At 74.1% G+C, this 15,514-nt stretch carries 13 protein-coding genes; 6 read left to right on the top strand and 7 right to left on the bottom strand.

The window, feature by feature from the left end; genetic code table 11:
* The 3 genes from HCK04_RS17400 to HCK04_RS17410 all read left to right on the top strand — a co-directional run.
* A partial coding sequence (locus HCK04_RS17400; RefSeq protein WP_142648399.1) for a carbohydrate ABC transporter permease occupies positions 1-481 on the top strand: 481 nt, incomplete at its 5' end.
* A gap of 29 nt (positions 482-510) precedes the next feature.
* Positions 511-2,232: a glycogen debranching protein gene (locus tag HCK04_RS17405; protein WP_168066017.1), complete on the top strand. Its 1,722-nt coding sequence runs from the start codon at positions 511-513 to the stop codon at positions 2,230-2,232.
* Positions 2,233-2,358: 126 nt separating this feature from the next.
* Positions 2,359-3,900: a serine/threonine-protein kinase gene (locus tag HCK04_RS17410; RefSeq protein WP_142648400.1), complete on the top strand. Its 1,542-nt coding sequence runs from the start codon at positions 2,359-2,361 to the stop codon at positions 3,898-3,900.
* Here HCK04_RS17410 and HCK04_RS17415 read toward each other — a convergent pair.
* Positions 3,887-4,375, bottom strand: coding sequence for an Lrp/AsnC family transcriptional regulator (locus HCK04_RS17415; protein WP_142648401.1), 489 nt, complete (start codon positions 4,373-4,375; stop codon positions 3,887-3,889). The genes HCK04_RS17410 and HCK04_RS17415 overlap by 14 nt on opposite strands.
* A gap of 163 nt (positions 4,376-4,538) precedes the next feature.
* On the opposite strand from HCK04_RS17415, the gene HCK04_RS17420 reads away from it, so the two are divergent.
* The 3 genes from HCK04_RS17420 (at position 4,539) to HCK04_RS17430 (ending at position 9,866) form a co-directional block, all read left to right on the top strand.
* Positions 4,539-8,048: an indolepyruvate ferredoxin oxidoreductase family protein gene (locus HCK04_RS17420; protein ID WP_260617311.1), complete on the top strand. Its 3,510-nt coding sequence runs from the start codon at positions 4,539-4,541 to the stop codon at positions 8,046-8,048.
* Positions 8,045-9,184 (top strand): acyl-CoA dehydrogenase family protein, encoded by a 1,140-nt coding sequence (locus HCK04_RS17425; protein ID WP_142648402.1) that lies wholly within the window; start codon positions 8,045-8,047, stop codon positions 9,182-9,184. Before HCK04_RS17420 ends, HCK04_RS17425 begins: the two co-directional genes overlap by 4 nt.
* Positions 9,185-9,290: 106 nt before the next feature.
* A complete protein-coding gene (locus tag HCK04_RS17430; protein WP_142648403.1) occupies positions 9,291-9,866 on the top strand; it encodes an NAD(P)H-dependent oxidoreductase in 576 nt (191 codons plus the stop codon).
* Here HCK04_RS17430 and HCK04_RS17435 read toward each other — a convergent pair whose 3' ends face one another.
* Genes HCK04_RS17435 through HCK04_RS17460 form a run of 6 tightly spaced genes read right to left on the bottom strand, consistent with a single transcriptional unit; the run spans position 9,867 to position 15,509 of the window.
* Positions 9,867-10,628, bottom strand: coding sequence for a VOC family protein (locus HCK04_RS17435; RefSeq protein WP_142648537.1), 762 nt, complete (start codon positions 10,626-10,628; stop codon positions 9,867-9,869).
* Positions 10,629-10,630: 2 nt separating this feature from the next.
* The gene (locus HCK04_RS17440) at positions 10,631-11,254 is read right to left on the bottom strand and encodes an HAD-IA family hydrolase (protein WP_142648404.1); all 624 of its coding nucleotides are present in this window, start codon (positions 11,252-11,254) and stop codon (positions 10,631-10,633) included.
* 10 nt (positions 11,255-11,264) lie between these two features.
* Positions 11,265-12,347 (bottom strand): MSMEG_0565 family glycosyltransferase, encoded by a 1,083-nt coding sequence (locus tag HCK04_RS17445; protein WP_142648405.1) that lies wholly within the window; start codon positions 12,345-12,347, stop codon positions 11,265-11,267.
* Positions 12,344-13,180, bottom strand: coding sequence for a carbon-nitrogen hydrolase family protein (locus tag HCK04_RS17450; RefSeq protein ID WP_142648406.1), 837 nt, complete (start codon positions 13,178-13,180; stop codon positions 12,344-12,346). Before HCK04_RS17450 ends, HCK04_RS17445 begins: the two co-directional genes overlap by 4 nt.
* Positions 13,177-14,067, bottom strand: coding sequence for a carbon-nitrogen hydrolase family protein (locus tag HCK04_RS17455; protein WP_142648407.1), 891 nt, complete (start codon positions 14,065-14,067; stop codon positions 13,177-13,179). Before HCK04_RS17455 ends, HCK04_RS17450 begins: the two co-directional genes overlap by 4 nt.
* Positions 14,064-15,509 (bottom strand): MSMEG_0567/sll0787 family protein, encoded by a 1,446-nt coding sequence (locus tag HCK04_RS17460; protein ID WP_142648408.1) that lies wholly within the window; start codon positions 15,507-15,509, stop codon positions 14,064-14,066. The genes HCK04_RS17455 and HCK04_RS17460 overlap by 4 nt, the downstream gene beginning before the upstream one ends.
* Between the last annotated feature and the right edge of the window lie 5 nt (positions 15,510-15,514).

Here is a 15,514-nt window from a genome sequence, read left to right on the forward strand (position 1 = left end):
GGGGATCATCATGGCGATGGGCTTCTACGCCATCTTCCTGAGCACCGGCGTGCTCAACACCGTCCCCGGGCTGATCGTGGCCGACTCCACCCTCGCGGTGCCGTTCGCCGTGCTGATCCTCGCCACGTTCATGTCCGGCATCCCCGAGGAGCTGATGCAGGCGGCCCGGGTGGACGGCGCGGGCGCGCTGCGCACGTTCGTCTCGATCGTGCTGCCGGTCAGCCGCAACTCGGTCATCACGGTGTCGCTGTTCGCGTTCCTGTGGGCCTGGTCGGACTTCGTCTTCGCCTCCACCCTCGACCAGGGCGGCGCCCACCAGCCGATCACGCTCGGCATCTACCACTACATCGGCAACAACAACCAGGAGTGGAACGCCATCATGGCCACCGCCGTGGTCGCCTCCATCCCGGCCGCCGTTCTGCTCATCGTCGCTCAGCGTTACGTCGCCGCCGGGGTCACCGCCGGCGCCGTCAAGGACTGAGCCTCTTTTCGAGAAGGGACCCCCTCTTCATGACCGTCGCCGCTTCAGGCCCGGTGTTCTCCCTGCGGGAAATCCCGTTCAGCTATCGCGGCTCCTGGTTCGGCTTCTCGCCGGTGGTCGCCCAGAACACCTACGCGCGGGACGTGCATCTGGTCTCCCATCAGACCGGCATGCATCCGATCCTGCGGCTGGCGCCGTCCGCGGACAGCGAGGTCACCGCCACGCCCCACCGGCTCACCTGGAGCCGCGCGGACGGCCGGATCGACCTCGCGTACGAGAACGCCGACACGGTGCGGCTGCGTGGCCGGGGCCTCGGGCTGAGCCTCCTGGCCGCCGACCCCGTCCTGACGCCGTTCAGCGGTCCGTACTTCTACCAGGACCCGGCGGACGGCTCGTTCGTCTTCACCGTCTACCAGACCGGCCGCCGCTACCGGGTGACGGTGCTCGCCGGGCAGGCCGAGGCGCGGGGCACGCAGGTGCTCGGCACCGCGGAGCGGGGCGTCGTGCTGAGCGGCGAGTGGGAGATCGCCGTCGAGGAGTACGAGACCGCCCGCGCCCCCTACACACGTACGGACGACTTCGAGCGGGTGGCCGAGGCGGCGCGGGCCGAGTTCGACGCGTTCACGGCGGCGGTCGCCCCCTGGCGCAGCGACCGGACGCCCGCGGCCGAGCTGGCCGCCTACGTCCTGTGGTCGGCGACCGTGCGCCCCGCCGGGTTCGTCACCCGGCCGGCCGTGCTGATGTCCAAGCACTGGATGGACAAGGTGTGGAGCTGGGACCACTGCTTCAACGCCATCGCCCTCGCGGACGGCCTGCCCGGCCTGGCGTGGGACCAGTTCCGGCTGCCCTTCGACCACCAGGACGAGGCGGGCGCGCTGCCCGACTCCGTCACCCACTCGGAGATCCTCTACAACTTCGTCAAGCCGCCCATCCACGGCTGGGCACTGCGCCACCTCCCGCCCGCCGCCGAGCCGGAGAAGGTCTACCGGCTGCTGGAACGCTGGACGGGATTCTGGCTCACGGCGCGGCGCGTCCCGGGCCGCGAACTGCCCCACTACCAGCACGGCAACGACAGCGGCTGGGACAACGCCACCACCTTCGACCCCGAACGCGTCGTGGAGACCGCCGACCTGGCCGCGTTCCTCGTCCTGCAGATGCGCGAGCTGGCCCGCCGCGCCCCGGACCCGTCCGCGGCGGCCCGCTGGTCCGGCGCCGCCGACCGGATGCGCGACGCGCTGCTCGCCGAGCTGTGGACGGGGGACCGCTTCGTCGCCCGCGGAGCGCACTCCGGGCGCACCTGGCCGAGCTCCAGCCTGCTCGACCTCATGCCCATCGTGCTCGGCGACGAGCTTCCCGAGCCGGTGCACACGGCGCTCGCCGCACGCATCGCCGCGCACCTGACCGCGTTCGGGCCCGCCACCGAGCACCCCGAGTCCGAGCACTACCAGGACGACGGCTACTGGCGGGGGCCGATCTGGGCCCCCTCGACCGTGCTCATCGAGGACGGCCTGCGCCGCGCCGGGCACGCCGAGCTCGCCGACGAGATCAGCGCCCGTTTCCGCGGGCTCTGCGAGCGGTCCGGCTTCGCGGAGAACTTCGACGCGCGCACCGGCGAGGGGCTGCGCGACCGCGCCTATACCTGGACGGCCAGCGCCTACCTCATCCTCGCCGCCGCCCATGAGAGGCGACACGAGCAGCGAGGCGAACGGCGACACGAGCAGCGGGCCCAGCCGGCGGACACCCCCGCGTAGTCGCAGCCCCGTCACGTCCTGTTCACGGGGTTCCGGCCGTTCTCACCTGGCCTGCCCGAGAGGATAGGTTGGCTCCCGATCATCAGGGGCGCGCGTGGCCATGAGGGCCATGAGGAGGTGCGGGACGTGGTGCCGTCCACGCTCGGCGGGCGTTACGAGCTGGAGGAGCTGATCGGCCAGGGCGGGATGGGCGAGGTCTGGCGCGGCCGGGACCTGCGGGCGCACCGTCCCGTGGCGGTGAAGATCCTCACGCCGCAGGTCGCCGGGGTCGCCTCGCGGGAGCGCTTCGCCCGCGAGGCCAGGGCCGCCGCCCGCGTCGTCCACCCGAACGTGGTGACGGTGCTCGACGTGGGCGAGCAGGACGCGCGGCCCTACCTGGTGATGGAGCTGCTCACCGGCCGCAGCCTGGCCGCCGAGCTGCAGGACCGGGGCAGCTATGGCGTGGCGGAGGCGTGCCACCTCATGAGCCAGGCCGCCGCCGGCCTGGACGCCGCGCACCGCGCCGGGGTCGTGCACCGGGACGTCAAACCCGCCAACCTGCACCTCACCGCGAGCGGCTTGCTCAAGGTGGTCGACTTCGGCGTCGCCCAGGTGGCGACCGAGGCGGCGCGGCTGACCATGGTGGGCACCGTCGTCGGCACCGCCGCCTACCTGGCTCCCGAGCAGATCGACGGCAGGGGCGGCGGCTCCGCCTGCGATCTCTACGCGCTGGGGTGCGTCTGCTACGAGCTGCTGTGCGGGCACCCCCCGTTCACCGGGTCGGCCCCCGAGCTGGTTTATCAGCACATCCACCAGGCCCCGGTGCCGCCCGGCCGGCACCGGCCCGACATCCCCGCCGAGCTGGAGCGCCTGATCATGGCGCTGCTGGCCAAGGACCCCGCCGCCCGGCCCGCCGACGCCGAGGTCGCCCGCCGGATCCTCGCGGCCGTCGCCCTTTCGGCCCGACGGCCGGCGTGGGAGGCGGGAACGCCCGCTCCGCCTCCGGCACCGTACGCCGGCGGCGCGCGGGCGGGCGACACGGCGCTGCTCGACACCCCGCTGCTCGACGCCCCGCTGCTCGACGCCCCGCCGCCCGTCGGCCCGGCGGGCCGTACGGCGGGGATGTCGCCCGAGCGGCGCACGCTCCTCCGGCTCGGCGCCGCGGTGGCGGGGCTCGCCGTGGTCACGATCGGGGTGGCGGCCCTGTCCGACGACGGCGGGCAGGCGGAGCCCGCGGCCGCGGCGCCCAGCCCCACCGGGACGTCACCGGGGAAGGTCTCGCCCAGCCCGACGCGGGCGACCAGGACACCGTCACCACGGCCGTCCTCCGAACCATCCCCGAAACCGTCCTCGATACCGTCCCCGAGGCCGTCTCCCACGCCGCCCGCACGCCCCGTCTACCGCAACTACCAGGAGTGGCTGGCCGCCTTCGAGCACGCCCTGCAGGAGCAGGAGCGGCGGGGCGGCATCGAGCCGAGGCTGGCCCGCGACGCCCACGAGGCGATCAGGAAGACGGCCAGGGACATGTCCAGAGGCCCGGGCAGAGGCCGGGGAGGAAACAGGAGCGACAAGGCCGCGCGGCGCGTCCGCGACATCCTGATCAAGCTCCGGCAGGCGCGTCAGGCCGGCAGGATCGCCGACGGCCCGCTGGTCGACTTCCTGAACGCCACCGGCATCAGCGGGCGGTAGGACCGGAAGGACGACGACTGAGGTCCTCGACCGGCCCGAGGTCGCGGGTCCACGTGCCGAGCACGAGCAGGGTCTTGGTGCCGGTCACGTCGCCCGCGCGGCGCAGGCGGTCGATGACCTGCTGGAGGTGCCCGAGGTCGCGGACCCGGACGTGGATGAGCGCGTCCGGGTCTCCGGCGATGGTGAACACCTCCTGCACCTCCGGCACGTCCGTGGCGGTACGGACGATCTTGCCGACCGGGGTCGTGCCCGGATAGCGCAGCTCGGTGAACGCCTCGATGCCCCAGCCGAGCTTGGCGTAGTCGATCCGCACGGTGAAGCCCGTGATGACGCCGATCTCCCGCAGGCGGTCGACCCGCCGCTTGACGGCGGCCACCGACAGGCCGATCTCGGCGGCCATCTCGGAGAACGTCCTGCGCCCGTCCTCGCGCAGCAGGCGCAGCAGCCGGTGGTCGATGTCGTCGATCTCCGCCATGGCATCTCCCTCTCCGACCCGCGCCGACGCAAAGAACCGTAGCCGCCCGAGGCGGACTTCTCCATCTTTTTGCGTCTTATCGGCCGGTTCTCGCGTGATGCTTGCGCGTACGCCCAGAGGGTTGGTGTGCTGTGGGTCACTCCCCGACCCCAGGAGGTTCGCCGTGTCCAGGCCTCCCGTCACGCTCGACGACAAGTACGCCGCCGAGCGCGGCACCGTGCTGATCTCGGGCGTCCAGGCCCTCGTACGGCTGACGCTGGAGCAGCGCCGCCTCGACGCGGAGCGCGGGCTGGACACCCGGGTCTTCGTCTCCGGATATCCCGGCTCGCCGCTGGGCGGGGTCGACCTGGAGATGGCCAGGGCCGCGCGGTTCCTCGAGGAGGCGGGCGTGGTGGCCCGGCCCGGCCTCAATGAGGAGCTCGCGGCCACGGCGGTCGCGGGCACCCAGCTCCTCGCCCAGGTGCCGGGCCGCAGGCACGAGGGGGTGACCGGGTTCTGGTACGGAAAGAACCCGGGCCTCGACCGGGCCGCCGACGCGATCCGGCACGGCAACCTCGCCGGCACCGCGCCGCTCGGCGGGGCGGTGGCGTGGATCGGCGACGACCCCGGCAGCAAGTCGTCGACCGTGCCCAGCTCGTGTGAGCCGATGTGCCAGAGCCTGTCGATGCCGCTGCTCGCCCCCGGCTCCGTGGCGGAGGTCGTCGAGCTCGGGCTGCACGCGGTGGCGCTGTCGCGGGCCACCGGCCTCTGGGCCGGGCTGAAGATCGTCGCCGACGTCGCCGACTCCTCCGCCACCGTCGACCTCGGAGCGCTGCGCGAGACCATCCGCACCGGCGTCCCGGCGCCGGAACGCGTGGACCGCGGGGCACCGCCCACCCTGGTCGGCCCGGCCTCGCTGGAGGCCGAGCACGACATGCTCACCCGCAGGCTCGGCCTGGCCCGCGCGTACGCCCGCGCGCACGGCCTCAACCGGGTGACCCACGACGCGCCGCGGGCCACGACGGGCCTGCTCGCGTCCGGCACCTCCTACGCCGTCGTCCTGCGCGCGCTCGCCGATCTCGGCCTGGACGAGGCCGCGATGGACCACCTCGGCCTGCGGCTCATCCGGCTCGCCATGCCGTTCCCGCTCGCGTACGACGATCTCGCCGCCATGACCGACGGGCTCGACCGGGTGCTCGTGGTGGAGGACAAGGTGCCGTTCCTTGAGGGGCACCTCAAGCAGGCGCTGTACGACACCGGTCAGCGTCCCGACGTCCTCGGCCGGGAACTGCTGACCGCGCGCGGCACGCTCGGCGCGGAGGACGTGGCCGGGGCGCTCGCCACCTGCCTCGGTCCGGACCGCCTTCCCCGGCAGGCGGCCGTCCTCACGCGCGGCCCGGCCACCGGCAGGGAGAAGCGCCGTCTGCTCCCGCTGGTCGCCGCCCGCACGCCGTACTTCTGCTCGGGCTGCCCGCACAACGCCTCCACGCGCGCCTCCGACGACACGCTGGTGGGCGCGGGCATCGGCTGCCACGCCATGATCGCCCTGGACGGGAACGGGCGCGGCAGGCAGGTCGGCATGACGCAGATGGGAGGCGAGGGCGCCCAGTGGTTCGGCCTTGCCCCCTTCACCTCCGACCGCCACTTCACCCAGAACCTCGGTGACGGCACCTTCCACCACTCCGGTTCCCTGGCCATTCGTGCCGCCGTCGCGGCCGGCGTCTCGATGACCTACAAGCTGCTCTACAACGACGCCGTGGCGATGACCGGCGGGCAGCGCGCCGAGGGCCGCCTCGACGTCCCGGCGCTGACGCGGTCGCTGGCCGCCGAGGGCGTGCGCCGGATCGTGGTCACCACGCCGGAGCCGGAGACCTACCGCGCCGTCCGGCTGGCCCCGATCGCGTCCGTACGGCACCGCGACGATCTCGCGGAGGTGGAGAAGGAGCTCGCCGCGATCGACGGGGTGACCGTGCTGATCCACGACGATCGCTGCGCGGCCGAGGAACGGCGGCTGCGTAAACGCGGCAAACTGCCCACGCCGACGGCCAGGGTCGTGGTCAACGAGCGGGTGTGCGAGGGCTGCGGCGACTGCGGGGACGCCTCCACCTGCCTGTCCGTGCAGCCGGTGGAGACCGAGTTCGGCCGCAAGACCCGCATCCACCAGGCGTCGTGCAACTCCGACCTGAGCTGTCTCAAGGGCGACTGCCCGTCGTTCCTGCTCGTCGAACCAGGTCCCCGGACTTCGCGTCCGGTGCCCGGACCGCCGCCGGTGACGCTGACCGAGCCCGTGTCGCGCTTCCCGGACCGCTCGGTGCTGCTGCGGATGCCCGGCATCGGCGGCACGGGCGTGGTGACCGTCTCGCAGATCCTGCAGATGGCCGCCCACCTCGACGGCCTGCACGCCGCCGGGCTCGACCAGACCGGGCTGGCCCAGAAGGGCGGCCCGGTCGTCAGCGACGTGCGGATCTCGCCGCGGCCGATCACCGGCTCGGTCCGCGCCGCCCGCGGCACCGCCGACGTCCTCGTCTGCTTCGACGTGCTCGGCGCCGCCGCCGACGACACCCTCGCCGTCGCCGCTCCGGGGCGCACGGTCGCCGTGGTGAACACCGCGATCGTGCCCACGGCCGCCATGGTCACCGGCCGCGCCGCGCTCTCCGGGCCCGGGGACGCGGTCGCCCGCATCGCGTCGGCCACCGCCTCGGAGGACGTCCTGCACCTGGACGCCGGGGCGCTGTCGGAGGCGTTGTTCGGCGACCACATGCCCGCCAACCTCGTGCTCGTCGGCGCGGCCTACCAGCACGGCTGCATCCCGATCTCGGCCGACGCGATCGAGAGCGCCATCCGCCTCAACGGTGGTTCCAGCAGTGCAGCCGTGGAGCAGAACCTGGCCGCCTTCCGCTGGGGGCGCGCCGCCGTGATCGACCACGAGGCCGTGTCCCGGGCCGCGTTCCCGGCTGTGTCCCGGGCCGCGTTCGGGGCCGGCTTCCCCCGGCAGGAGACGGCCGCGCCGCCCGTCGCCGACGGGCTGGAGGAGACCCTCGCCGTACGCATCGCCGACCTGACCGGCTACCAGAACGCCGCCTACGCCCGCTCGTACGAAAAGGACGTGCGCGAGGTGGCCGCGCTGGCCGCCGAGCGGGCGGGGGAGGAGGCCGGCGCGCGCATCGGGCTCGCGTACGCCCGGGGGCTGCACAAGCTCATGGCCTACAAGGACGAGTACGAGGTCGCCCGGCTGCACCTCGACCCGGTGGAACGGGCCCGGCGCGAGCGGGAGTTCGGCCCCGGGGCCACCGTGTCGGTGCTGCTGCATCCGCCGCTGCTGCGGGCGATGGGCCTCAAGCGCAAGATCAGGCTGCGCCGGTCGGCCGGGGTCGTGTTCCGCGGGCTGCGGGCCGCCCGCGTGCTGCGCGGCACCGCGTTCGACGTGTTCGGGCACGCCGCCGTCCGCCGGGTGGAGCGTACGCTGGTCGTGGAGTATCGCGAGCTGATGCGGCGCGCGCTCGACCGGCTCACCCCCGCGACCGCCGCGGCCGTCGCGGAGATCGCCGCCCTGCCGGACCTGATCCGGGGGTATGAGGACATCAAGCTCGCCCGTGTCGCGGAGTTCCGCGACCGCGCCGCCACCCTTCTCGCCGAGCTGAACGAGCCCGCCCACGAGTCCGCCCACGAGCCCTTCCTCCAGGAGTCATCGTGACCGTCGACCGCCTGCTGCCCGGCGAGGACGCCCGGGACCTCATCGACCTGACCCGTGAGATCGCAGACAAGGAGCTCGCCCGCCGCGTCGACGAGCACGAGCGCGCGGAGACCTATCCCGAGGGCCTGTTCGCCACGCTCGGCGCCGCCGGGCTCCTCGGCCTGCCCTACCCGGAGGAGTACGGCGGCGGAGGCCAGCCGTACGAGGTGTATCTGCAGGTGCTCGAGGAGCTGGCCGCCCGGTGGGCCGCCGTCGCGGTCGCGGTCAGCGTCCACACGCTCTCGTGCCTGCCCCTGGCCGTGTACGGCACGCCGGAGCAGCGGGAGCGCTGGCTGCCCGACATGCTCGCCGGGCGGCGGATCGGCGGCTATAGCCTGTCGGAGCCCCAGGCCGGGTCGGACGCGGCGGCCCTGACCTGCAAGGCCGAGAAGACGGAGGGCGGCTACCGGATCACCGGCACCAAGGCGTGGATCACCCACGGCGGCCTGGCGGACTTCTACGCGCTGTTCGCCCGCACCGGCCCCGGCCAGCGCGGCGTCTCCTGCTTCCTCGCCCCCGGTCACGCCGACGGCCTGACCTTCGGCCGCCCCGAGGAGAAGATGGGCCTGCACGCGATCCCCACCACCACCGCCCACTGGGACGGCGTGCTGATCGACGCCGACCGCCTCATCGGCGAGGAGGGGCAGGGCCTGCCCATCGCCTTCGGCGCGCTCGACTCGGGCAGGCTGGGCATCGCCGCCTGCGCCGTCGGCCTCGCCCAGGCCGCGCTCGACGAGGCCGTGGCGTACGCCAAGGAGCGCGAGACGTTCGGCAAGAAGATCATCGACCATCAGGGGCTCGGGTTCCTGCTCGCCGACATGGCCGCCGGGGTGGACTGCGCCCGGGCGACCTATCTCGACGCGGCCCGCCGCCGCGACGCCGGCCTGCCGTACAGCAGGCAGGCCAGTGTCGCCAAGCTCGTCGCGACCGACACCGCGATGCGGGTCACCACCGACGCGGTCCAGGTCTTCGGCGGGTACGGCTACACGCGCGAGTTCCGCGTCGAGCGCTACATGCGCGAGGCTAAGATCATGCAGATCTTCGAGGGCACCAACCAGATCCAGCGCCTCGTCATCAGCCGCCATCTCGCCCGCTGAGATCTACCTGCGGAGCGGGAAGCCACACGCCTCGGCCGGTGTTCTTAACGATCACGGCATACTATTAGGGGCGTTATGCCCCGTTTCGTGATGTTTTGGGGGAATTGTGGCTAAGCCCGTTCTGCAGATCGTCATCGCCAGCACGCGTCCCGGGCGCGTCGGACTGCCGGTGGCGGAGTGGTTCCACGAGCGCGCGGTCGCCAAGGACGCCTTCGAGGTCGAGCTCGTCGACCTCGCCGAGGTGAACCTGCCGTTCATGGACGAGCCCAACCACCCGCGGCTCCGGCAGTACGTCCACCAGCACACGAAGGAGTGGAGCGCCACTATCGAGCGCGGCGACGCGTTCGCGTTCGTCACGCCGGAGTACAACTACGGCTTCAACGCCGTGCTGAAGAACGCCCTCGACTTCCTGCACCACGAGTGGCACTACAAGCCGGTCGGATTCGTCAGCTACGGCGGCGTCGCCGCGGGCACGCGGGCGGTGCAGATGCTCAAGCAGGTCGTCACCACGCTCAAGATGGTGCCCGTGTTCGACGCGGTCTCCATCCCCTTCGTCACCCAGTTCCTCGACGAGGAGGGCCGCCTGCACCCCAACGACGTGATGAACACGGCGGCGGACACGATGCTGGATGAACTCGCCCGGCTCGCCCCCGCGCTGCGGCACCTGCGCCCCGCCGCCTGATCACGTCTCCGGGTCGCGCTCGGTGAGGCAGTAGATCCCACCGGCCGGGTCGCGCATGACGATCCAGCGCCGCCCCCGCGCCACGAACGCCGCGCCGTGCCGCTCATGCAGCGCGCGGGCGGCCTCGGGGTCGGCGCAGGCCAGGTCGACGTGGGCCGACCGGCCGGCACCCTCGCCGAGCCGCTGCAGCAGGATCCGCACCGGCATTCCCGGCGCGGCCAGCACCGTGAACTCGGGCAGCGACCCGGGACGCGGGGACCATCCGGTCAGCGCCGCCCAGAAGGCCACCTCCTCCTCGTACGCGCCGGGGGCGATGTCGAGGCAGACCTGGTCGAGGCGGGTGCCGGCGAAGACGGGCGGCCGCCGTGCCGATGTCGTGCCTCCTACGGAGACCTCTCCGGGGACCTCTCCGGGGACCTCTCCGGGGACCTCTCCGGAGACGAGACAGAACGCCCTGCCCTCCCGGGAGCGCAGCACCGCCCAGTCGCCGTGGTCGGCGGCGACGGCGGCGCCGAGCGCCTCGGCCCTGGCCACGGCCGCCCGGACGTCGCCCACCTCCAGATCGAGGTGGGCGCCGCCCCCGTCGCCCACGGCCTGGATCTTCACCCAGGCGTCGCCCGACTCGGGCAGCAACGTGGCGAACTCCCCGTCGTCGCCCCGGCGCGGGGACAGACGCGTGCCGGTCACGGCGGTCCAGAACGCCGCCGCCTCCTCGAACCGCTCGCATGGCCGGTCCACGAAGGCCAGCACCCGCCGCACCATCGTCACGAAGCCTCCTCGAACAGCGGGAGCAGCGCCTTCTCCAGGTCGGCCGGGGCGCGGTAGAGCAGCGCGGTCATACCGAGGGCCGAAGCCGCCCTGACGTTCTCCGGCCGGTCGTCGGCGAACAGGCAGCGCTCCAACGGCGCTCCGGCGCGACCGGCGGCGATCTCGAAGATCCGCGGGTCGGGCTTGGCCACCCCCACGTCGTAGCTGCTCACGACGTGATCGAAGGCGTCGTGCAGCTCCAGCTCGCGCAGGTGGGCGGCCAGCTCGGAGGTCGCGTTGCTGACGAGCACGACCGGGACGCGGGCGCGTGCCCGCGCGAGCAGCGCGACGACCTCCTCGTCCACCCAGGTGCGGGCGGCCACCCATTCGGCGGCCAGCGCGCTCGCCCGTGCGGCCGAGCCAACCAGCCCGGCGAGGACGGGAACCGCCGACTCCAGCCACTCCTCGCGGGTCACCAGCCCGGTCAGGGCCGGGACCGCCAGCGCCGACTCGCCGGTCACCCGGGCCACCGTCCCCGGCTCCACCCCGTACGCCCGCTCGATCTCCGCCTGCCGGCCGAGATCGACGAACTTCAGGACTCCGTCGAAGTCGCACAGCACCGCGTCGAATTCCCTGGTCACAAATCCGAGCCTAAGACGCGAGCGACTCGTACAGCGCGATGTGCCGTTCGGCGGCGGCCTGCCAGGTGTGCCGGGCGGCCAGCTCCCGCCCCGCCGTACGCCTGCGGGGATCGGGGGAGGCGAGGGCGTCGGCGAGCTCGTCGGCGAGCCCGGCGGGCGTGACGGCGAAGCGCGCGGCGCAGCCGAAGACCTCACGCAGGACCGGCAGGTCGCGCATCACCAGCGGGACGCCCGCCGCCAGGGCCTCCATCGCGGCGAGGCCGAAGCCCTCCTTCACCGACGGGAAGGCGAAGGCGGCGGCGCCCGCAACGAGCGGCGGCAGTTCCGCGTCGGGGACCGGGCCGAGCACCAGCGGCTCGACGCCCAGCTCCGCCGCCCGCGCATCCCACCGCGCCCGGTAGTCGCGGTAGTCGAAGAGCGTCTCGCCTCCGGCGATCACCAGCCGGATGTCCGGGCGCGCGTCCCGCAGCAGCGCGTACGCCTCCAGCAGGTCGAGCGAGCCCTTGCGCGGCTCGATGCCGCCGACCGTCAGCACGTAGGCGCCCAGCCACCCGCGCCACCGCGCGACGGCCGCCGGGTCGGCGGACGCGAAGCGCTCGTACGCCACGCCGTTGGGGATCACCGTCGCCGCGATGTCCCACCCGGCCTTGAGCTCGGCCGCCACCGCCTCCGACACGCAGACGTGCGCGTACGGCGTGACGATGGCGCGCTCGTGACAGACGGCCAGCTCCGTGGTGGTGAAGTGGTCCACGTGGTGAACCGTCCGCACGCAGTGGCCCGCCGCGTTGGCGCTGATGCAGTCCTGGGCGTGCACGACGTCATAGGAGGCCGCCTCCGCGGCGAACGCCCCGCGCAGCACCGCGATCGACCGCAGCACCCGCGGCCCGACGCCCTCCCCGGGGATGTCGGGGAACGGCACGACGCGCAGCCGGACGGCGGGATCGACCGGGCGGAAGAAGCCGGAGTCGCCGCCCCGGCCGAGCGTCCACACCGTCACGTGCTGTCCCGCCGCCGCGAGCGCCTCGGCGAGGGCGAGGGTGTGCACGACCCCGCCGCGTGGCCGGGTCGAGTAGCTGAGCAGGGCGATTCTCACGCACGCACCTCCCGGTAGACGCCCGGCCTGCGCTCGTGCAGGTGATGGAGGATCCGCCGGGCGCGGTCGATCTCGGCGGCGACGTCGAGCTCGGCCACCGCCAGCCCGGCCTTCGACCAGGTGCGGGCGAGCACGTCGCCGCCCGGCCCGACGACCTTGGCCTGGCCGAGGAACCGCATGCCGCCCATCACCCCCGTCTGGTTGGAGGAGGCGAGCACGACCTGGTTCTCGGCGGCGCGCGCCTGGTCGTACAGGTCGAACAGCCGCGACTGCCGGTCCTGGGCCATCCGGGGCGCGCGGTTGGTGACGCTGGCGGGCCAGGCCGACAGGCAGGCCAGGATCTGCGCGCCGTCGAGCGCGAGGCTGCGGGCCGACTCGGGGAAGGTCTTGTCGTAGTCGATCAGCATGCCGATCCGCCCGGCCGGGGTGTCGAAGGCGTCGAACCGCTCGCCCGGGGCGTAGGCCGCGGTCTCGCCCGCGGGCAGGTGCACCTTGCGGTGCAGGCCGAGCACACCGTCGCCGCTGACGCACACCGCCGCGTTGTAGCGGACGTCGCCGCCGTCCTCGCAGAAGCCGACGCACACCACCATCTCGGCGGCCAGCGCCGCCACCCGCGCGATCGCCGGGTCGTCCGGCTTCAGCGCGGGCGGCAGCGCCTCGGGGTCCGGCCTGCGCAGGTCGGCGAGGTAGCCGCCGAGCGCGGCGTCGGGCAGCACGAGCAGCCGGGCGCCCGCGGCTCGGGCGTCGCCGATCAGCTTGGCGATGCGGGCCAGGTCGAAGGCGAGGTCGCGGCCGAAGTGGGCGGCCGCCGCGGCGATCCGCAGAACGCTCACCCCGCGAGCCCCGCCGTCCCGTTCGCCGTGCCGTTCGCCGTGCCGTTCGCCGTCCCGTATGCCGTCCCGTATGCCTCCGGCCGGCGGTCGCGCAGATGGCCCATCGACCGGCGCGCGGTCTCCAGCGCCCGCGGCACGTCGATCTCGGCGACGGCCATGCCCGGCCCGACGCCCGTGGCCGAGACGATCTCGCCGCCGGGGTCCACGACCTTGGCGCTGCCGACGAAGCGCAGCGACCCGAACGTCCCGGCCTGGTTGGCCGACAGCCACACGATCTGGTTCTCCAGCGCCCGCGCCCGGTCGAACAGGTCGAAGCGCCGCTTCCAGCGGTCGCGTTCCAGATCGGGCGCCGCGTTCGTCCGCGAGCCCGGCCAGGCCGACACGCACACCCCGATCTGCGCGCCGCCGAGGGCCAGCGCGCGGGCGGCCTCCGGGAACGCCTTGTCGTAGCAGATCATCATGCCGATCCTGCCGACGGGCGTGTCGAAGGCATGGAAGCCGTCGCCCGAGGCGTAGCTGGCGTTCTCGCCGAGCGGCTGGTGCACCTTGCGGTGGTTGCCCAGCACGCCGTCGCCGCTGACGCACACCACGCTGTTGTAGCGGGCGTCGCCGCCGTCCTCGCAGTAGCCCGCGATCACGACCATGTCACCGGCCAGCGCGGCCAGCCGCCGGATCTCCGGGCCGTCCACGGCGAGCGGGGGCGGCCCGGCGTCGGCGGCGTCGCCGTCCAGGCTGAGCAGGTAGCCGCCGAGGCACGCCTCGGGCAGCGCGAGGAGCCGTACGTCCTCGTTGCGGGCCTCCTTGACGAGGCGTTCGACGATCGCGACGTCCTCGCCGAGGTCGCGGCCGAACGCGGCGGACACCGCCGCCATGCGCAGGGCGCTCACGCGGTCCCCAATCCGGTCACCGGGCCGCCGACGGCCTCCGTGACCTCTCCGTCGGGCCAGCGCAGCGAGACGCCGCGGCCGGTGGTCAACTCTCCGCACACCGCCGAGACGGCCGGTCCCGCCGGGGGCGCGGACGCGCCCGGCTCGTCCGCCGTGAGCATCGCGAAGCCGGGGAAGCAGGTGAGCCAGTCGCCCATGGAGGCGGCCGCCGGGCGCGGCACCGCGGCCACGTCCAGCACGGCCGCGCAGCCGCCCGCCTCGGCCAGCATGCCGAGCGTGCCGGCGATCCCGGCCATCGACACGTCCTTGGCGGCGGCGGGGCGGCCGGCCGCGACCGCGCCGAGCATCGCCCGCAGCTCGTCCGTACGCCGGGAGGTGGTCGAGTCCCATTGGCGGCCCCGATATCCGGCGCGCCAGCCGCCGCCGAGGTCGGCCGTGAGGCGCACGGCGTGGCCGGGGCGTCCGCCGCCGCCCGGCACGGGACGCGCGGCGCGGCCGAGGGCCGTCACCGACAGCGCGGCCGGCACCCCGAGCTGCGTGTGCCCGCCGAGCACCGGCACCCCGTACGCGCGGGCGGCCCGCGCCAGGCCGTCCAGCACCCGGGCGGCGTGCGCGGCGCCGGGGGCGGCGAGCGCGTCGAGCAGCCCCACCGGGGCGGCGCCCATCGCGGCCAGATCGTTGAGGTTGACCAGGACCGAGCACCAGCCTGCCCATTCCGGGTCGCGTTCGACCATGGACGGCACGATGGCGTCGCAGGCGGCGACCAGGTCGCCCCCGGGCACCGGCGCAGCGTCGTCGCCGACGAAACCCGGGCCGCCCAGGGCGTGCGGGCCCTGCCCGGCGAGGACGGCGAGCAGCGGCCCGAGCGCCGACTTGGCCGCTGCCGCCTGTCCCTCGATCCGGCCGATCGGGTGGCGCATCAGCACGTGCGGCGCACCCGCGACCGTCACCGGCCGCACCCGGGCCCAGCCGAGGCGGCGGAAGAACGCCTCGGCCCTGACCTGCACGGTCGCCTCGAACCGCAGCACGCCCTCCGCCTCGGCGCGGGCGCAGGCGGCCCGCACCAGCGCCGCGCCCACCCCCATGCCGCCAGATCCACGCGCCGCGACCAGCCGCCCGCCCGTCCACCAGCCGATGTCGGGGCCGTCGCAGGCCGGTCCGAGCCGAACGCCGCCGACCACCGTGCCCGCCGCGTCCCTGGCCACCAGCGTGATCGTGCGGGGATCGTCGTCCCTGTCGTCGAGGTCGTGCCCTTCGAACAACCCCTGCTCCCGGACGAACGCCTCGTGCCGCAGCCGCCGGTAGGCCCGGACGGCGGCGGCGTCGGCCTGCTCGATCCGGATGGGCGGCCGCCGGGCCAGCGTGCTGCGGTCGCCGAGCAACGCGAGGATGTCCTGCGCCTCTTCCCGTGCAGGCGCCTGGGTGTCGCCGTCGAGGAGCATCGTCG

The sequence above is a fragment of the Microbispora sp. CL1-1 genome, assembly GCF_012034195.1.
In the GTDB taxonomy this organism is placed as follows: Bacteria; Actinomycetota; Actinomycetes; order Streptosporangiales; family Streptosporangiaceae; genus Microbispora.

Excerpts from the sequence above, each read along its gene's own strand:
- HCK04_RS17460 (WP_142648408.1), bottom strand. The coding sequence starts at position 15,509 with ATGCTCCTCGACGGCGACACCCAGGCGCCTGCACGGGAAGAGGCGCAG.
- HCK04_RS17435 (WP_142648537.1), bottom strand. The coding sequence starts at position 10,628 with ATGGTGCGGCGGGTGCTGGCCTTCGTGGACCGGCCATGCGAGCGGTTC.
- HCK04_RS17405 (WP_168066017.1), top strand. The coding sequence starts at position 511 with ATGACCGTCGCCGCTTCAGGCCCGGTGTTCTCCCTGCGGGAAATCCCG.
- HCK04_RS17415 (WP_142648401.1), bottom strand. The coding sequence starts at position 4,375 with ATGGCGGAGATCGACGACATCGACCACCGGCTGCTGCGCCTGCTGCGC.